10 protein-coding genes are annotated in these 15,086 nt (G+C 63.2%); 3 read left to right on the forward strand and 7 right to left on the reverse strand.

Annotated features, from left to right (window positions below; genetic code table 11):
- Nucleotides 1-180: 180 nt before the first annotated feature.
- On the forward strand, nucleotides 181-633 hold the full coding sequence (locus IPV69_RS14915; protein ID WP_206290485.1) for a PilZ domain-containing protein: 453 nt from the start codon (nucleotides 181-183) through the stop codon (nucleotides 631-633).
- A 79-nt stretch (nucleotides 634-712) separates the two neighbouring features.
- Here IPV69_RS14915 and IPV69_RS14920 read toward each other — a convergent pair whose 3' ends face one another.
- The 3 genes from IPV69_RS14920 to IPV69_RS14930 form a co-directional block, all read right to left on the reverse strand.
- On the reverse strand, nucleotides 713-2,587 hold the full coding sequence (locus IPV69_RS14920; RefSeq protein ID WP_206290486.1) for a hypothetical protein: 1,875 nt from the start codon (nucleotides 2,585-2,587) through the stop codon (nucleotides 713-715).
- Nucleotides 2,588-2,752: 165 nt separating this feature from the next.
- On the reverse strand, nucleotides 2,753-3,796 hold the full coding sequence (locus IPV69_RS14925; RefSeq protein WP_206290487.1) for a hypothetical protein: 1,044 nt from the start codon (nucleotides 3,794-3,796) through the stop codon (nucleotides 2,753-2,755).
- Between the two features lie 916 nt (nucleotides 3,797-4,712).
- Entirely contained in the window at nucleotides 4,713-5,678 is a 966-nt protein-coding gene (locus IPV69_RS14930) for a ParB/RepB/Spo0J family partition protein (protein ID WP_206290488.1), read from the reverse strand.
- A gap of 572 nt (nucleotides 5,679-6,250) precedes the next feature.
- Here IPV69_RS14930 and IPV69_RS14935 point away from each other — a divergent pair.
- Complete coding sequence (locus IPV69_RS14935; RefSeq protein ID WP_206290489.1) at nucleotides 6,251-6,928, forward strand: transposase; 678 nt, start codon at nucleotides 6,251-6,253, stop codon at nucleotides 6,926-6,928.
- Nucleotides 6,929-7,060: 132 nt separating this feature from the next.
- On the opposite strand, the gene IPV69_RS14940 is transcribed toward IPV69_RS14935, so the two are convergent.
- On the reverse strand, nucleotides 7,061-10,516 hold the full coding sequence (locus tag IPV69_RS14940) for a pyruvate carboxylase (protein WP_206290490.1): 3,456 nt from the start codon (nucleotides 10,514-10,516) through the stop codon (nucleotides 7,061-7,063).
- A gap of 224 nt (nucleotides 10,517-10,740) precedes the next feature.
- On the reverse strand, nucleotides 10,741-11,250 hold the full coding sequence (locus IPV69_RS14945) for a transposase (protein ID WP_206290491.1): 510 nt from the start codon (nucleotides 11,248-11,250) through the stop codon (nucleotides 10,741-10,743).
- A 188-nt stretch (nucleotides 11,251-11,438) separates the two neighbouring features.
- Here IPV69_RS14945 and IPV69_RS14950 point away from each other — a divergent pair, with 188 nt between their 5' ends.
- Entirely contained in the window at nucleotides 11,439-12,770 is a 1,332-nt protein-coding gene (locus IPV69_RS14950) for a hypothetical protein (RefSeq protein WP_206290492.1), read from the forward strand.
- 64 nt (nucleotides 12,771-12,834) lie between these two features.
- On the opposite strand, the gene IPV69_RS14955 is transcribed toward IPV69_RS14950, so the two are convergent.
- Together IPV69_RS14955 and IPV69_RS14960 are read right to left on the reverse strand one after the other, a co-directional pair.
- Entirely contained in the window at nucleotides 12,835-13,593 is a 759-nt protein-coding gene (locus IPV69_RS14955; protein ID WP_206290493.1) for an RNA polymerase sigma factor, read from the reverse strand.
- Between the two features lie 56 nt (nucleotides 13,594-13,649).
- Entirely contained in the window at nucleotides 13,650-14,939 is a 1,290-nt protein-coding gene (locus IPV69_RS14960) for a molybdopterin-dependent oxidoreductase (RefSeq protein WP_206290494.1), read from the reverse strand.
- Nucleotides 14,940-15,086 lie beyond the last annotated feature (147 nt).

Raw genomic sequence — 15,086 nt, forward strand, 5'->3', positions numbered from 1 at the left:
CAATGCCCGCACCTGCCTTTACATGCGGTTTATTCATTGGTCTGCTGCCGCCGCCCTCGATACGGTGAGCATTCCAACGACGTCCGTTAACAGGTGTGCGAGTTTCTCCATTGCTGACGTGGCGATAATCCGTAGGGGTTCCCCAAGATTGACGTGCGGCAGATTCAGTCACCCGAACCGATGGCCGATGCCACGGGCGGGATCGGCCCTATGCAACTGAGTCTGAAGCTATACGAACAGCTCAACAGTCTTCTGTGCGCAGAAGCTGTCACCGGCCGGCAGCAACGCAGCGAGCCGCGGGTCGGCGTGCGGATGCGCCAGCAGATCGTTCCGAACATCGTCGGCGACGCCGGCACACGGCCGATCGACGTCTGGATTCGCGACATCTCCCTCACTGGCCTTGGGTTCTCGGCGAATCAACCGCTGGGGCAAGGCACTCAGTTTCTGATTCGCCTGACCAGTTCATCCGGCTCGAAGGTCGCGATTCGATATTCGATCGCACACTGCGTGTGTGTCGCCCCCGGCGTTTATGTGGCGGGCGCGAAGGTCGATCGTGTGTTCTGCACGGAATGTGCATGCCTGCAAGGCATGATGGATCGCATCGCGAGCCTCGTGGTCACCCCCGCCGCCTGAGGCGTCACTTCTCTTTTCCAGTCGCGAAACTCGTGCACCGGACATCGCCCGCTCGTCGCTTTGCTGCGCCTGACTTGGCTCATCCCGGCGGGCGTACGCCGAGCTTGCCTTCGACACGCTTGATGGCTGTTTCCAGCAGCGCCGGCCATTCCTCGCGCGGGTACTCGACCTTCATCCGCTTGTACTTCTCGAGCGCCTTGGCCGGGTCTGTGTCTTCCAGGTCCATCGCCTCACTGAAAACCTTCTGAGCGGGCGTAACCCCGAGACCAGCCGGCGGCGTGGTGCCCGGTGTTGCGGTTGGCCGTTCGCCAGTAATACCGGGATTGGAAAGACCAGGATTTGGAACACCCGGGTTTGTAACGCCGGGACGGACGATATCGTCCGTGGGCCGGGTGGCCGCGGGCTTGGGCTGATTGCTGGTCTTGCGGGGTTGATCGCCGAGCTTGTCGGCTTCCGTCTGTTTCGAGAGGTTGTCGATCTGCTTTTTGACCCAGGCCTTGGTGGTGTCGAAGAGCTCGGGATTGACCGCGACCGCAACGCCAAAACCCGCCGCGGCGAGCATCAGCAACAACAGGAAGATCTTGAGACCACGGAAGCGGCTTCGTGCCGGCGCGGGGTAGCCGGGAACGCCCCCAGGAACGCCCATCGCGCCTGCCGTCGGGTTGCGCGACGCAGCGGGGTTCGCGGCCGGTTGGCGGACGGTGCGCTGAACGGGCGCTTCGTCATCTTCCCCGACAAATCCGAGATTGAATGCCGCGGCAAGATCCTTGGCGCTAAGGAAGCCGCCGTCTCCTTCGTTGCGGCGGCCGGGAGCGTCGTCGTCGGCGTAAGGGTTGAAGGCCTGCCCGGCGTTGGGCGCGGCGGTCGCCGGGCCGCGCGGGGCTGGCCTCGGTCGCTCCGGCTTGGGCTGCACGCGGTCGCGGGGTGTTTCGGGGATCTTGGCCCAGCTCGCGTCGCCGCTAATGCCGCTGTACGGCTCCGGTGCCACTTCGGTGGTCGGCTTCTGCGCCGGAACGCCGCGATTGCGGGCCGGAGCCGGGGTCGGCGCGGCTGCCGCGGGTTGCGGCACGACGGGAATCGGCGTCGCCGGCCCGGGGGTGTACGGGGGAGCGACATTCGTACCTGCCGCTAGTCCCGACGCCGCCGCCGCCCCCCTGCCCGGGGTCTGTCCACTGCCCAATGCGGGGATGACGAAATCCCCCTCGTTCACCGGCGGTGCGACAACCGCGGGCGCGGATGCCGCGAGTGAACCGGGCATCAACTGTCCGACGATCGTCGCCGGTCCCGAAGCGGCCAGCACGTTGCCGTCGATCGTCGCTGGCGGTGTTCCGTAATTGGGCAACTGGGCGTCGCGGCTGGCTTCGAGCAGCGCATCGGGGTTGGGCGGCGGCTCCTGCATCCGGTTGCAGGTCGGGCAGAGCGACGCATTGGTCTCGATGTTCGATCCACAGCTGTAGCAGATCGCAAACTCGCGACTGAGCCCCTTCACCTGCGCGGCGAACCGCCAGAGTTGGTGCGTCGTCGGGCCGCGGACGATCGATCGCGGTTTGACCCGGCCTTTGCGGATGAACGACAGCAGTGTCTCCCAGGTCATGCCCGGGGCCGCGGGGTTGCGCGTCTGAAGAACGTACCACGGGCCGATGCGCGTCTTGGTGGCCTTGCGGGTGGCGGCGGAGTTTTCCATCGTGCAGCGCGGGCACATGCCCTGCTCGCTGTCGTTCACCGAACCGCAGAAAGGGCAGACGTATTTTCCGCGCAGTCCGTCGCGGATCGCTTCGGCGCCGCCGGGCGGGGTAAGGGCGTTGGAGAAGGATGAACCGGAATCCGGGCTTTGCGACACGGCAACCCTTGGTGCGGACAAGATGAAATCCCGACGGTCGAGATCGTCGCGCTCGATCGCATCGGCCATCAGCCGGGCGACACGCGATACTCCCTTTGTCGGAGGACCAACCAATCGATCGTTCCTGTCAGGCATTATCAACCCCGACACGGGGTAATGCCAGCGGTTGGCGGATTGCCCTGAACGGGGCCGCGACGGCAGACTGGATACGCTACCGCCCTGCCGCTCGATCACCCCACTACACCACGACTACATGATACCACCACCCCGTCGCCCGCCCTACCGCGGGTCGAATGGCTCGCGCGAGTTGGTGATGTACGTCGGCCTTTGGCCGGTCAGTGCGGGTTTGCTCGCCGGCTGGGTCACCGGGCCGGCGGCGATCCCCCCCGCCGGATGTGCCGGCTGCGTTGTTGGTGAATGGGTGTCCGGCTTTATCGGACCTTCGACCAGCGTGGGCTGGGTGGCACTTGCTGCGACGGTCGGCTGAGTTGCTATCGGCGACGACCCGAGGTCGTTCTGCTTGATAGTGCGCAGTGCGTACCTGGCGATCTCCGCCACCGACTGTGCGTCTGCCAGTTGGGACAATCGATCCTGCAACCTGGCAGACTCGATCTGCAATCGCACCAGTTCGTTCCGTGCCCTGTCACGTTCGTCTGTCAGGTGGTTGATCTCGGTCTTCTGGTCTGTCACCTGCGCGCGAAGGTACGACGAAGTCCCCTCAGACGTTGTCAGACGGTAGGTGCCCCAGCCGACCGCCATGATCGCCCCCGCTGCCATCACCCCGACCGCTGCCCAAGCGCCCAGCGCCACCCGTCGCAGCGAATGCACCTGCATCTCTGACGTACGGGCCAGGGTCTGATAAGCGGCGACCGCGAGCGACGCCTTGTCGTCGGCGCTGTCTGCCAGCGTGAGCATGGTTCGCAGATCCAAAGGCTTCTCGTTGGACTCGCTGTCGAACATCGCCCGACGAACCGATTCGTAGGCCGGCTTGTCCGCCGCTGCGTTGGCAGACGGGTTGGACGATGCCGCGTCATTGCGGTCATTGGCTGCCGCACCCATGGTGAAGTTGACCGTCGATTCCGGCGCTGGCGGCGTGTCCGTCGTGCCGCTGGCAGACGGCGCTGCTGAAGCTGCACGTTGAGGGGCCGCCGATTTCGTGCTGTCTGCCGGTCTGACCGGATCTGGCAAGGAGACGAGCACTTCTCGTCTGCCTTCGAACAGTCGCGATTCCAGCTTGCCGCCGGTGATATGACGGTTCACGGTGCGGACAGACAGGCCGAGTGTCACAGCGGCCTGTTCGATCGTCTGCCAGGTGTCGGGCATGGGTTGGCCCCTTCCTTGAGGCTGTGGGTCGGGAAGGTGTGAATGTCTGTCGAGGGCAGACATGGGCATCGTCGACGGCCATCCGTAGCCGATCGTGACTCTGCTTGTGTCCAAGAATACGTCTGAGCCGCGAAACACGCAAGATGCCGTCAGACACCTCAATGGCTTTGATTTGGGAAATTCAGTGTTTGGCGGACATAGAGGTGGGCGGCTGTCTCAGCGGTAGGGTGGCGCGAACACAGCTAGTCGGACAGGTGATCCTCGGCCATCCGACTTATGTGGTTGCAGGAGTGTATGGATGACCTGAGAGTTTGCGAACGCGGCTGGGGATAACCAGTGGATGATGAGGTCAGGTGCGGGCGTGGTGCAACGCTACGTCTATGCAGGCGAAGACCGGTGGTTTGGTTGCCAAGCGTTCGCAAGCTATTGAATAATAGAAGTTTAGGACAATTGGGCGTCGCCCGACGGCTCGCGAAGTCAGAACCGGACAGGGGAGTCACGTTCAACCGTTGTGTCTCGTCGCCGTTGTGGATGAACTGCTGGGAGTGTCCCAGGAAGTGCGTGCGGCTGAAGCTCCTGGCGGGGATGATCTTCGTACCGTCAGGAGTGAACGCCAAGACGCCAAGGCACCAAGAGTTGTCTGCCTTGGTGGTGCTGTCCTTGGTACCTCAGCGTCTTGGCGTTCACTCCTCCTGTCTGGCCGGCAATTCCTATCCGATGAGAGTCAGGATGGGGTTGGTGGGCAGCGGGGGGCTAGAGGGCTTTAAACTACCTGAACTCTGTGGCAGACAGAAGGCAGTCAGATGCAATGTTCCACGTGGAACATGCCAACTTCACCCCCTGCCAGGTTGTTCCACGTGGAACATTTGCCAAGAATCGCCCCCTCCCGCCCATTTCCTACGTCCCCTTCCAGCCCTCACTCCGTCTCGGACAACTTCACGCCCAGCCGAGTCATGATTTCATCAAACTGGTCCAGGTTCACGTAGTTGATTACCAGGCTTCCCTTGGTGTTTGTCTTCGACCGCAGCGACACCCGCATCCCCAGATGGCTGGAGATCGCCTTCTCCAGATCGCGGAGATGTGCTGTCGTCGCAGGCTTGGTCGGCTTTGTCGCGGCGGGGGAGCCCAGGGACTGCACGATCGTCTCCAGATTCCGCACCGATAGCCCCTGCTCGACCACTAGTTTTCCCAGCCGCTCCTGCTCCAGGACATCGCTTACCCCCGCCAGGACCTTGGCATGACCCAGTGTCAGCTTGGCGGACCGAATCAGTTCTCGCACAGGCACGGCCAGCTCCAGGAGCCGCAGATGATTGGAAACCGCCGATCGATCCTCACCTAAACGCCCCGCCAACTCGCTATGGCTGAGCCCGAGCTGTTGTAACAGCAGCTTGTAGGCCTCCGCCCGTTCGATGGGGTTTAGGTTCTCACGCTGGATGTTCTCCACCAGCGCGAATTGGGCCTGTGTCAGCCCGTCAACTTCCTTGACGATGGCAGGCACCGTGCTCAGACCGGCGATCTTCGCCGCCCGCAGCCGCCGTTCGCCGGCGATCAGCTCATAGCCCCCCGCCGACTGTCTCACCACGATCGGCTGAATGACGCCGTTGGTCTTCAGGCTGGCGGCGAGTTCCTTAAGAGCGGTTTCGTCAAAGTCTCGGCGGGGCTGATGCGGGTTCGGCCGAACGTCTGCCACCGGCAACTCGATCACCCGCTGGGTCAATGGGATCGTCTCGACCACCAGTGCTGCAGGGGCCGGCTTGGCAGACGGTCCGACGAGCGCCGACGGCGCTTCGGATGGCAGGGGGGGGATCTCTTCGTCGGGGATATCGACCGATATCAGACTGCTCAGCCCCCGACCCAATCTTGGCTTGTTGATCTTTGACATCGTCTCTCCCAGGCTACTCGCCTGGCCTGCCAAGCGGCGGGGCGGAGCGAGACGATGTATTCTATCGATTGGCGGTCATCCGGCAATTTACAGGACGTGGGATGACTGACGGCGTTACCATGCAGTGTTTCAGTGGGGCAGGCATTCTTGCCTGCCGCGAGCCCGCGTAGCCGGCATTCGTGCCGGCCCGAGCGGGATCGCAGTGGGACGCCGACCCACACTGATTCGCATGACCTCGACCGGGCAAGAATGCCCGGCACTCGATCATGCGAGACAGGCATGAATCAACTTTATGCGCCATTCGCGCAACCTATTGCGCAAAATAGAGATGGCCTCCAAAATCAGGTTCCCTTCTCACAAGGAGCCGATGAATGGAGGCCAAGCTCTATGCTGCACTGTACCAACTGGTGTTCTCAACTCCACACCCTCGTCACAAACGTGAACAGTTCTGTGATCGCTGGGTCGTGATGATTTATCTCTGGGCCGCGATCTGGAATCGACCGGTCTGTTGGGCATGCAAAGAGGAGAATTGGACGGTGACGCTGGACCGCCCGTTGATCTCGCAGTCACGCATGAGCCGCCGTCTGCGAACCGTCGGCATGAGCCAACTGTTCGAGCGGCTCCTGGCCATCGTGTCGGAGAAGTTCGGCACCCCGCTGGTCAAACAGATTGATTCCAAGCCACTGGTCGTCGGCGCTTACAGCAAGGACCCTGACGCCAGGCGGGGACGCCTGGCCGATGGGCAGTTCTGCAAAGGCTACCGCCTGCATGCAGTGTCGCACGGCCGGATTTTCAAGCAGTTTCTGATCGACTCGCTCAACACCAACGATGCGGTCGTCGGACCGAAATTGCTGCCGAAGCTCGAAGGCGGCGGATACGTGTTGGGCGACAACGCCTACGACACCAACGATTGCCACGAGGCGTCGGCGTCGGCGGGTCATCAGTTGGTCGCGCCCCCGAGGGAGGTCAACAAGGGCAAGCGGGACAAAAAGTACAACGGGCCCGAGCGACTCCGCGGGCTGGACATCATCGACAGTCCGCTGGAGAACTGCGGGGAGCCGTCGGCCTTCGGCCAGAGGTTGTATGGTGGGCGACAAGAGATCGAGTCAGGCTTTGCCGGGCTGACGTACTGTGGCTTAGGCGCGTTGCCGCCGTGGGTCCGTACACCCCGGCGCGTCGCGCTCTGGGCGGCGGCAAAACTCTTGATCTACCTGACGACTCAGGCCCTAAACAAAAGACTTATGATGTAGACGCATAAAGTTGATGAATGCCTGCCCCACCATGTAAGCAGGACCCAACGCTAACCCGAAGCGATCGAAGGGACGCAAACAAATTGCGAACAGGCCGTAGGGTCCGCCAAGGCGGACCCTACGGTTCCAGCACTACGCTTCCAGCACCACCAGCAGGTCGCCGGCCGTCACGGCCGACCCGGGCTTGACGGCAACTTCCTTGATCTTGCCTTCGCGTGGGGCGTAGACGGCGGTCTCCATCTTCATCGCCTCGATGCTCAGCAGCCGTTCGTTCCCCTTTACCAGGTCGCCGGGCTTGACGGCGATGTTCGTCACCTTCCCCGGCATCGGGGCGGCGATCTGCTTGGCGTCGTCGGGGTTGGCCTTGGGGTGCTTGTGCAGCGTCGCCTCGAGCGACCGATCCGGTACGTTCACTTCGCGCGGCTGACCGTTGAGCTCGAAGAACACCGTTCGCGTGCCGTCTTCGCGTGGCTCGCCGACGGTCAGGTACCGGATGATCAGCGTCTTGCCCGCCTCGATATCCAGCGTGATTTCCTCGCCAGGCTGAAGCCCGTAGAAGAACGCCGGCGTCGGGATGACGCTGACGTTGTCGTACAGCTTCACCGTCTTGTCGAAGTCGAGGTACACCTTGGGGTACATCAGGTAAGACTGCACATCGACGTCGCGCGGTTCCCGGCCGATCTTCTTCTGCAGTTCCTTCTTCGTCGCGGCCAGGTCCACCTTCTCCAGCTTGGAGCCCGGTCGGCCCTTGATCGGCTTTTCGCTCGCCGAGTCCAGGATGATCTTCTGGAGCACCTTCGGCCAACCCCCTTCGGGGAAGCCGAGCATGCCCTGCATCATTTCGACGACGCTCTTGGGGAAGTTGTGCTGACGGCCGGGGGTGAGGATGTCGGTCGCGGTGAGGTTGTTGGTGACCATGAAGATCGCCATGTCGCCGACGACCTTGCTGCTGGGGGTGACCTTGACGATGTCGCCGAAGAGCTGATTGACCTGGGCGTAGGCGTCGGCGATTTCGCGCCAGCGTGCTTCCAGGCCCATGCTCTTGGCCTGCTGCCGAAGGTTGGTGTACTGCCCGCCGGGCATCTCGTGGTGGTAGACCTCTGCGGTGCCGGCGAGCATGCCTTCTTCGAACGGGTAGTACGCCTGCCGCGTCGCTTCCCAGTAGTCGCTCAGGCGGTTAGCCGCATCCAGATCGACCTGCGTGTCGCGCGCGGTGTTGTTCATCGCCGCGACGATCGAGTTCAGGTTCGGCTGGCTGGTCATGCCGCTCATGCTGGCCAACGCGACGTCAACGACATCCACGCCGGCGTCGCTCGCCATCAGGTAGCTCGCCGCCTGCACGCCGCTGGTATCGTGCGTGTGGAAGTGGATCGGCACGCCCACTTCGTCCCGCAAAGCCTTCACCAACGTCTTGGCAGCAAAAGGTTTAGCGAGGCCGGCCATGTCCTTGATCGCCAGGATGTTCGTCCCCATCGCGACCAGCTTCTTGGCCATCGAGATGTAGTACAGCAGGCTGTACTTGGTCCGGCGGGGGTCCAGGATGTCACCCGTGTAGCAGATCGATGCTTCGCAGAGGCTGTTGGTGTGCTCGCGGACCGTCTCGATCGCGACCTGCATGTTGTCGACCCAGTTGAGCGAGTCGAAGATGCGGAAGACGTCTATCCCGGCTTCCGCCGCGGTCTTGGTGAAACTCTTGACGACGTTGTCGGGGTAATTGGTGTAACCCACGGCGTTACTGGCGCGGAGCAACATCTGGAAGAGAATGTTCGGCACCCGCTTGCGCAGTTCGTACAGCCGATCCCATGGGTCTTCCTGAAGGAACCGCATGGTGGTGTCGAAGGTCGCGCCGCCCCACATCTCCAGGCTGAAGAGGTTGGGCATCAGGTGGGCCGTTGACTCGGCGACCTTCAACAGGTCGTACGTGCGGACGCGCGTCGCCAGCAGCGACTGGTGCGCATCGCGCATCGTCGTGTCGGTCAGCATCAGCCGCTTCTGCTTGCGAACCCACTCGGCGAACTTGACCGGGCCGAGCTCGGTCAGCTTGTCCTTGGTGCCCAAAGGCGGACGCTGGCCGTGCGGGTAGGGGGGGACGACCGGCATCGGCAGCCGGCGTTTGACATCGACTTTGCCTTTCACTTCCGGCCGGCCGTTCACGATCACATCGCCGAGGTAGGTCAGCAGCTTGGTCGCCCGGTCCCGCTTTGCTTTGAACTGGAACAGGCTCGGGTTCTGATCGATGAAGGTGGTCGTCGCCTCGCCGTTGCGGAAGGCGGGGTGGTTGATCAGGTTTTCCAGGAACGGGATGTTGGTCTTCACGCCGCGAATGCGGAACTCGCGAAGCGCCCGGTCCATGCGGTCGATGGATTCGAGGAATGTCGTACCGCTGGTGATGACCTTGACCAGCAGCGAGTCGAAGTAGGGCGTGATGACCGACCCGCCAAACCCGTTGCCACCGTCGAGCCGAACCGCAAATCCGCCCGGCGACCGGTAGGTGCTGATGCGGCCGTAATCCGGGATAAAGCTGTTTTCCGGGTCTTCCGTCGTGATGCGGCACTGGACGGCGTAGCCGCGCGTCTCGATCTTCTCCTGCGGCGGAATGCTCAGCGGCGCTTCGTGCAGCTTATGCCCCTGGGCGACGCGAATCTGGCTCTTGACCAGATCGATGCCCGTCACCACTTCCGTCACCGTGTGCTCGACCTGGATACGCGGGTTGACTTCGATAAAGAAAAACTCGTTGCGCTCGACGTCCACCAGGAATTCGACGGTGCCGGCGTTGATGTAGCCTGCCGTCGCGCAGAGCCGCTTGGCGGCTTCGCAGATGTCCACCCGCAACTGCTGGGGCAGGTCGATGCTCGGCGCGATTTCGACCACCTTCTGGTGCCGCCGCTGCACGGAACAGTCGCGCTCCCACAGGTGAACGATGTTGCCGTGGGTATCGCCGAGGATCTGCACTTCGATGTGCTTGGCCTTCCTGACGTAGCGTTCGATGAATACTTCACCCCGGCCGAAGGCTGCGCCGGCTTCGCGGCTGGCTTCTTCGAGCTTGCCGAGGATCTCGCTTTCGTTCAGGACGACGCGCATCCCGCGGCCGCCGCCGCCGAAGCTGGCCTTCAGGATGACCGGATACCCCACCTCGGCCGCGGCGGCTTTCACCTTGGCCGGGTCCGACAGTGCGCCGTCGGTGCCGGGCACGGTGGGCACCTTCGCCTTCCTGGCGACGCGCTTGGCGGCGGTCTTGTCGCCGAAGGTCTCCAGCAGCTCGGCCGTCGGCCCGACGAACACAATGCCGGCTTCCTTGCACTGGCGCGAGAGCTCAGCATTCTCCGACAGAAATCCGTACCCGGGATGGATCGCATCGACCTGGTGTTCCTTCGCAACAGCGATGATTGCCGGGATGTCCAGGTACCCCTTCACCGGCATGCCACCCTCCGGCGGGCCGATCAGGTAGGCCTCGTCGGCCTTGAACCGGTGAAGCGAGAAACGGTCTTCGTGGGTAAAGACGGCGACCGTCGAAAGTCCGAGTTCGGTCGCCGCCCGGAACACACGAATCGCGATTTCAGATCGGTTGGCGACGAGTAACTTGCGCATGGATGAGGGTCCGTTCGGGCGGTGAAGGAAGCAAAAACGCGGCGGTATTGTGGTGTGAACACGCCATTTTGCAAGGGTTTAACAGGGATGACGGTTGACGATATGAACCACGAAAGAGCCGCGCACGAAGCGGTACTCCGCGTAGTAAGCGGGGGTCGTTTTGGCGGCCGGTCCCCGCTTACTACGCGGAGTACCGCTTCGTGCGCGGCTCTTCTTCGTCCAAATCACTGTTCACGACCGTCATAAAACGCCAGCATCTCGCCTTGCTGATTCAACGTATAATCGACCTTGTCCGCCACCGACGCCTCATCGAACAGATGCAATGTGCTCCCGTGACGAGTCCAGCGTTTGCGATCAGCATCGTCGAAGCCTGCCTTTGTCAGTGCCCGCGAAGCCCGGGACTTCAGGTCGCTCATTACGCGACCCGGATCTCGGTCGACCGACATCACCACGTGCACGTGGTTCGTGCGCACATGGGCCGCCAGCAAACGCCAGCCCTTTTTCCGGCACAGCGATACGATCGCATCGCGGACAACCTCGCGCTCTTCGGCCGAGCGCAGGACATATGGCGGTTGGGTCATGTCCTGTCTCGATCGTGATTCGCGCAGCGCGTCGGGCTCGACGAATTCTGTTCCATACTGGTTGTGTTCGCGATCGACGGAGCCCTTGCTCTTGGAGGTGCCGTGCAACCACGTGCCGTAGGTGTGGAAGGTGATGAAGTAAGCAAGCGCCACGGGTGGGAAGAGTATATCTTGCGAACTGGCCCCCGCTTACTGCGCGGAGTACCGCTTCGTGCGCGGCTCCTTCGTGCGCACCTCAGTCCACCAACTTATCGCTTGCTTGCGTGTCCCGGTTGAGGCAGAGTGAACTTCCGGCGACCCCCGTGCGACTGTAAGCACTGCATCGACGAGGTAATGACACCATGGAACGGCATTTTTTCATTGCGGTCCTGTTGGCGTTGGCGACATCGGCCGCCGCGCAGAGCTTCCAGGGAGACGGGCTGACGGTCGAGCTTTCGGCGGCCGGCGACACCATCACCGGGCATGTCACCAGGGACGGCGCGCGATTCCCCCTGACGGCCAAGCCGGCGGCGGGCGGTCGGATGGACGGCACGTTCACCGCCAACGGAAGCTCGTTTGAGTTCACCGCGACGCGCGACGGGGACGGCTTGGTGTTCCGCACCGGCACCAAAACGTATCGCCTGAAAGCTGTCGCCGCGCCCGCCGCCATCCCCGACACGCTGACGTTCGGCCGGGTCGAAATCCGCGACGTGCACATGGACAATCGCGTTTCGCACACGATGTATGTGCCCCAGGGCTGGTCCTTCAAAGGCGGCGTGCACTGGTCCGAGGGAACGATCGTCTACCCGCAGAAGACGATCGAAGTCGTCTCGCCGGACGGCTACGCGGTACGGTTCACGCCGGCGTTGTACCTGGGGTACTCCGAGATGGACCCCAACTTCGCGATGCAGCTGAAGCAGAACGGACTGTGGGATCCGCGGCAGCACCAGGAGCGCAGCGGCATTCCTCCGCCGACCGACATCGGGCAGTTCATGGTCGGCTTTATGCAGCGGAACAACCCGGCGATCAGCGATGTTCGGCTGGTGGACCAGCGGCGCGACCGCGACGGCGAAGAGGCCATGAAAAAGGCGATGGGCGACGCCGCCCCGTCCGGCCAGTTGCACGTCGTGAATGTCGAGTACAAGCGCAACGGCGTGGCGATCAGGGAGGAAATCAACCTTCAATACTATGCCTCACCGCCGGTGCGCGGCCCTTCAACCCTCTGGCAATACATGATCACTACCGACGCGATCGTGTCGGGCCCGGCCGAGGGATTCGCGGCCAAAAAGCCGCTGCTCTATGGCATCGCCAAGTCGCTTCAGACGGTGCCGAACTGGGATCTCTGCAAGAACAACGTGCTGGTGGCGATCCAGAACGCGAGGCATCAGGCAAACATGCAGCAGATTCAGCAGTGGGGCGAAGCCATCCGCAAGGCCGGCCAGGAGTACAGCAAGATGTCTGACGCACAGATGAAGAGCTGGAAGGAACAACAGAAGGTCGACGACAGGCTCCAACGCGACCGGATCAATCGAATCTACGACCTTTACACCGTGACCGATACAGAGGGCAATCGCATCGTCGTGCCGCTGGGTTACCCGCACCTGTACAAGACCAACGACGGGAAGTTCATCGCATCGAAGCAACAGTTGTCGCACACTCAGGCCCAGGGCCTGACGCCTGTGGAGGCAAACTAGCGATTCAGACCCGTTTCAGACGTGAGTACACGCCCGTGACAGAAGTACGAGCCTGGGCACGTGATCACCCCTGCGGCTTGGCCTTGGCCAGCGCATCGTGAAGGTCGTGAATCTCCTGATCGACCTCGCCGTCCCCGGCGTATTCGGCGATCGCTTCGCGGAGGCTCCGATTGAACTGGCGCTTTGCCGTCGTCAGCAGGTTGGACACCTGCTCGGCACTCTTGCCGCCGATGGTGCGGGCGATCACTTCGTAGTCGGCCGGCGGGGTTCCGTCACGCGAAGGGGCCAGCAGCCGGGCTTCGAACACCGTCCATAAATCGGTTCGTCCGTCGGCATCGCAGGTTTGGTGCATCAGTGTGGCAGCGCGGTCCATGACCTGCCGTGCCCAGGCGGCTTCAAACGCCGCCGAGGGTTCTTCGGCCCGCGGGTCGGCCGGGTCGCCGGTCACGTCGGCGTCGATCGCGAGGGTGGCTTCACCGCCACCGCGCTTCTTTGCGCGTGCCGCCCGTGCCCGGTCCACCAGGAAGTTTCGCAGCGATGCCAGAAGGAAGGTGCGGAACTTGCCGCGTTCGGGCTGTGCCCGCGCGACCAGGGTGTTCTCGATCAGCTTGCTGGCCAGGAATTCCTGAAGCAACTCGTCGGCGGTGTCGTGACTGAGCCGCCGGGCAAGGATCAGGTGGGCCCGCAGCGCCGGCAGGTAGCGGATGACCAGTTCGTTGAGCGCGTCGCGCGACTGCTTGTCTTCCGCGCCGGCCGCCCGCCCGACCAGCGACCAGCTGGTCTTCGGAAATGCCGCGGGCTCGTCGCGCTCTCTGGTGGCCATGGGGCGTGCTCCGGAAGTCGAGAAAAAGGACAGAGTCGCGCACGATTCGCGGCGTCTTAAAGCACCTCGAACCGAACAGCGTCCACGCCGTTCTTCCCCGATTTGAGAATCGGCCGCGGCTCCGGCTGGGCGAAGTCGTTGAGATCCACCGCGCGGGCGCGGAACTCGTACTTGCCCGGCTTGAGGTCCTTCAGTGCCGCCGACCAGGAGATCATGCTGTAGCGCAGCGGCCACTGGAGCGGGCGGCCGGTGGCGGGATCGAAGCCGAGCAGGTCTTTCGGAGCCACGCCCGCCGGCAGAACCTGCCGCCAGTCGGCGGGGGGCGATTCGAGGTCTGCCGGCGTCCATTGCGCGGCGCGGTACGTGACGTCGTCTTGGGTGACCGCCGGTGCGCCGGGCTCGACGCGGTGCAGCCAGTACTCCACGCGTTTGAGCCCCGATAGCCCTGACATCACCAGGCCTGTCATGATGATCGGCTGGCCGGCGGCGAACGTGTCGGGGCACTTGTCGGTGTAGGCGGCGGTCTTCAGGTGCGAATCGGGGTCGTTGTTCTGGTTGGCGTAGGTGTCGTTGGCTTTGAAGTCGTTGGTCAGCGAGATCCGCTGGAGCCACTTGATCGATTTGAACCCGTGCGCCCAGGGGATGACCATCCGCACCGGCCCGCCTCGCTCGAGCGAGACCGGCTCGCCATTCAGCCGGTACGCGATGAACGCCGGCAGTTCGCCGGGTGGGGTTTCCATCGCCTCGGTGTAGCTCAGGGACGACTGGAACAGTTGCTTGGGGTCGTTGTTGTGGAAGCCGTGGAAGTAGAGGCGACGGACATTGCGCATCGGACCGCACAGCCGCAATACGTCGCGCAGCGGCACGCCTTCCCACAGGCCCTGACCGAGAGGCGAAGGGATGTTCAGGCACTGCATCGCTTTTAGGTAGCGCACGCCGTGCCTTTTGCCCATCTCCAGCAGAGCAGGAAGATCGAGCGCGGTGCCGTCGGCGATCGCGAGCGGTTTCGTGATGCTCGCCGGCTCTTTGACGAGATCGCTGACGAACGGGTCGGCGACGATTTCCAGTCGCCAGGCTTCGGGCGTCAAGCGTGCTTTGACGAGCGCTTCGCCGACGAGCTTGTGCGGCTTGGGGTTGCCGCGGGAGACGTCGTAGAAATCGTCGGCGGGGGTGAGCAGCGGATGTGCCGGCGGCGGGGTGGCGGTGGCGGCGGGGGGTGATGCCGGACTTGCCGCGGCCGACTGTCCTGCAGCCAGCCGAGGCGCCATCGCCGCCAGGCCCGTAGCGGCGGTTGCTCGCAAGAGCTGGCGGCGGGAAGACGAGCCTGTCGGGGTTGGTAAATCCATGGCGACGTCGGGTTCGCGGCAGCGGTATCGGGGACGCGCCGGGTATGATCACCGCCGTGCATCGGCGTGGCAATTCAAATCGCCACGACCGGTCAGGCTTTGCCTTCGACCGGCCGCAGAGCTTCGCGCATCGGGTCAGGTCGTGGC

This window comes from Humisphaera borealis (assembly GCF_015169395.1).
Taxonomy (GTDB): Bacteria; Planctomycetota; Phycisphaerae; order Tepidisphaerales; family Tepidisphaeraceae; genus Humisphaera; species Humisphaera borealis.

Bases quoted from the DNA above. Each gene is read 5' to 3' on its own strand.
- IPV69_RS14950 (WP_206290492.1), top strand. From the start codon at position 11,439: ATGGAACGGCATTTTTTCATTGCGGTCCTGTTGGCGTTGGCGACATCG.
- IPV69_RS14925 (WP_206290487.1), bottom strand. From the start codon at position 3,796: ATGCCCGACACCTGGCAGACGATCGAACAGGCCGCTGTGACACTCGGC.
- IPV69_RS14915 (WP_206290485.1), top strand. From the start codon at position 181: ATGGCCGATGCCACGGGCGGGATCGGCCCTATGCAACTGAGTCTGAAG.
- IPV69_RS14935 (WP_206290489.1), top strand. From the start codon at position 6,251: ATGAGCCGCCGTCTGCGAACCGTCGGCATGAGCCAACTGTTCGAGCGG.
- IPV69_RS14960 (WP_206290494.1), bottom strand. From the start codon at position 14,939: ATGGATTTACCAACCCCGACAGGCTCGTCTTCCCGCCGCCAGCTCTTG.
- IPV69_RS14940 (WP_206290490.1), bottom strand. From the start codon at position 10,516: ATGCGCAAGTTACTCGTCGCCAACCGATCTGAAATCGCGATTCGTGTG.
- IPV69_RS14930 (WP_206290488.1), bottom strand. From the start codon at position 5,678: ATGTCAAAGATCAACAAGCCAAGATTGGGTCGGGGGCTGAGCAGTCTG.
- IPV69_RS14955 (WP_206290493.1), bottom strand. From the start codon at position 13,593: ATGGCCACCAGAGAGCGCGACGAGCCCGCGGCATTTCCGAAGACCAGC.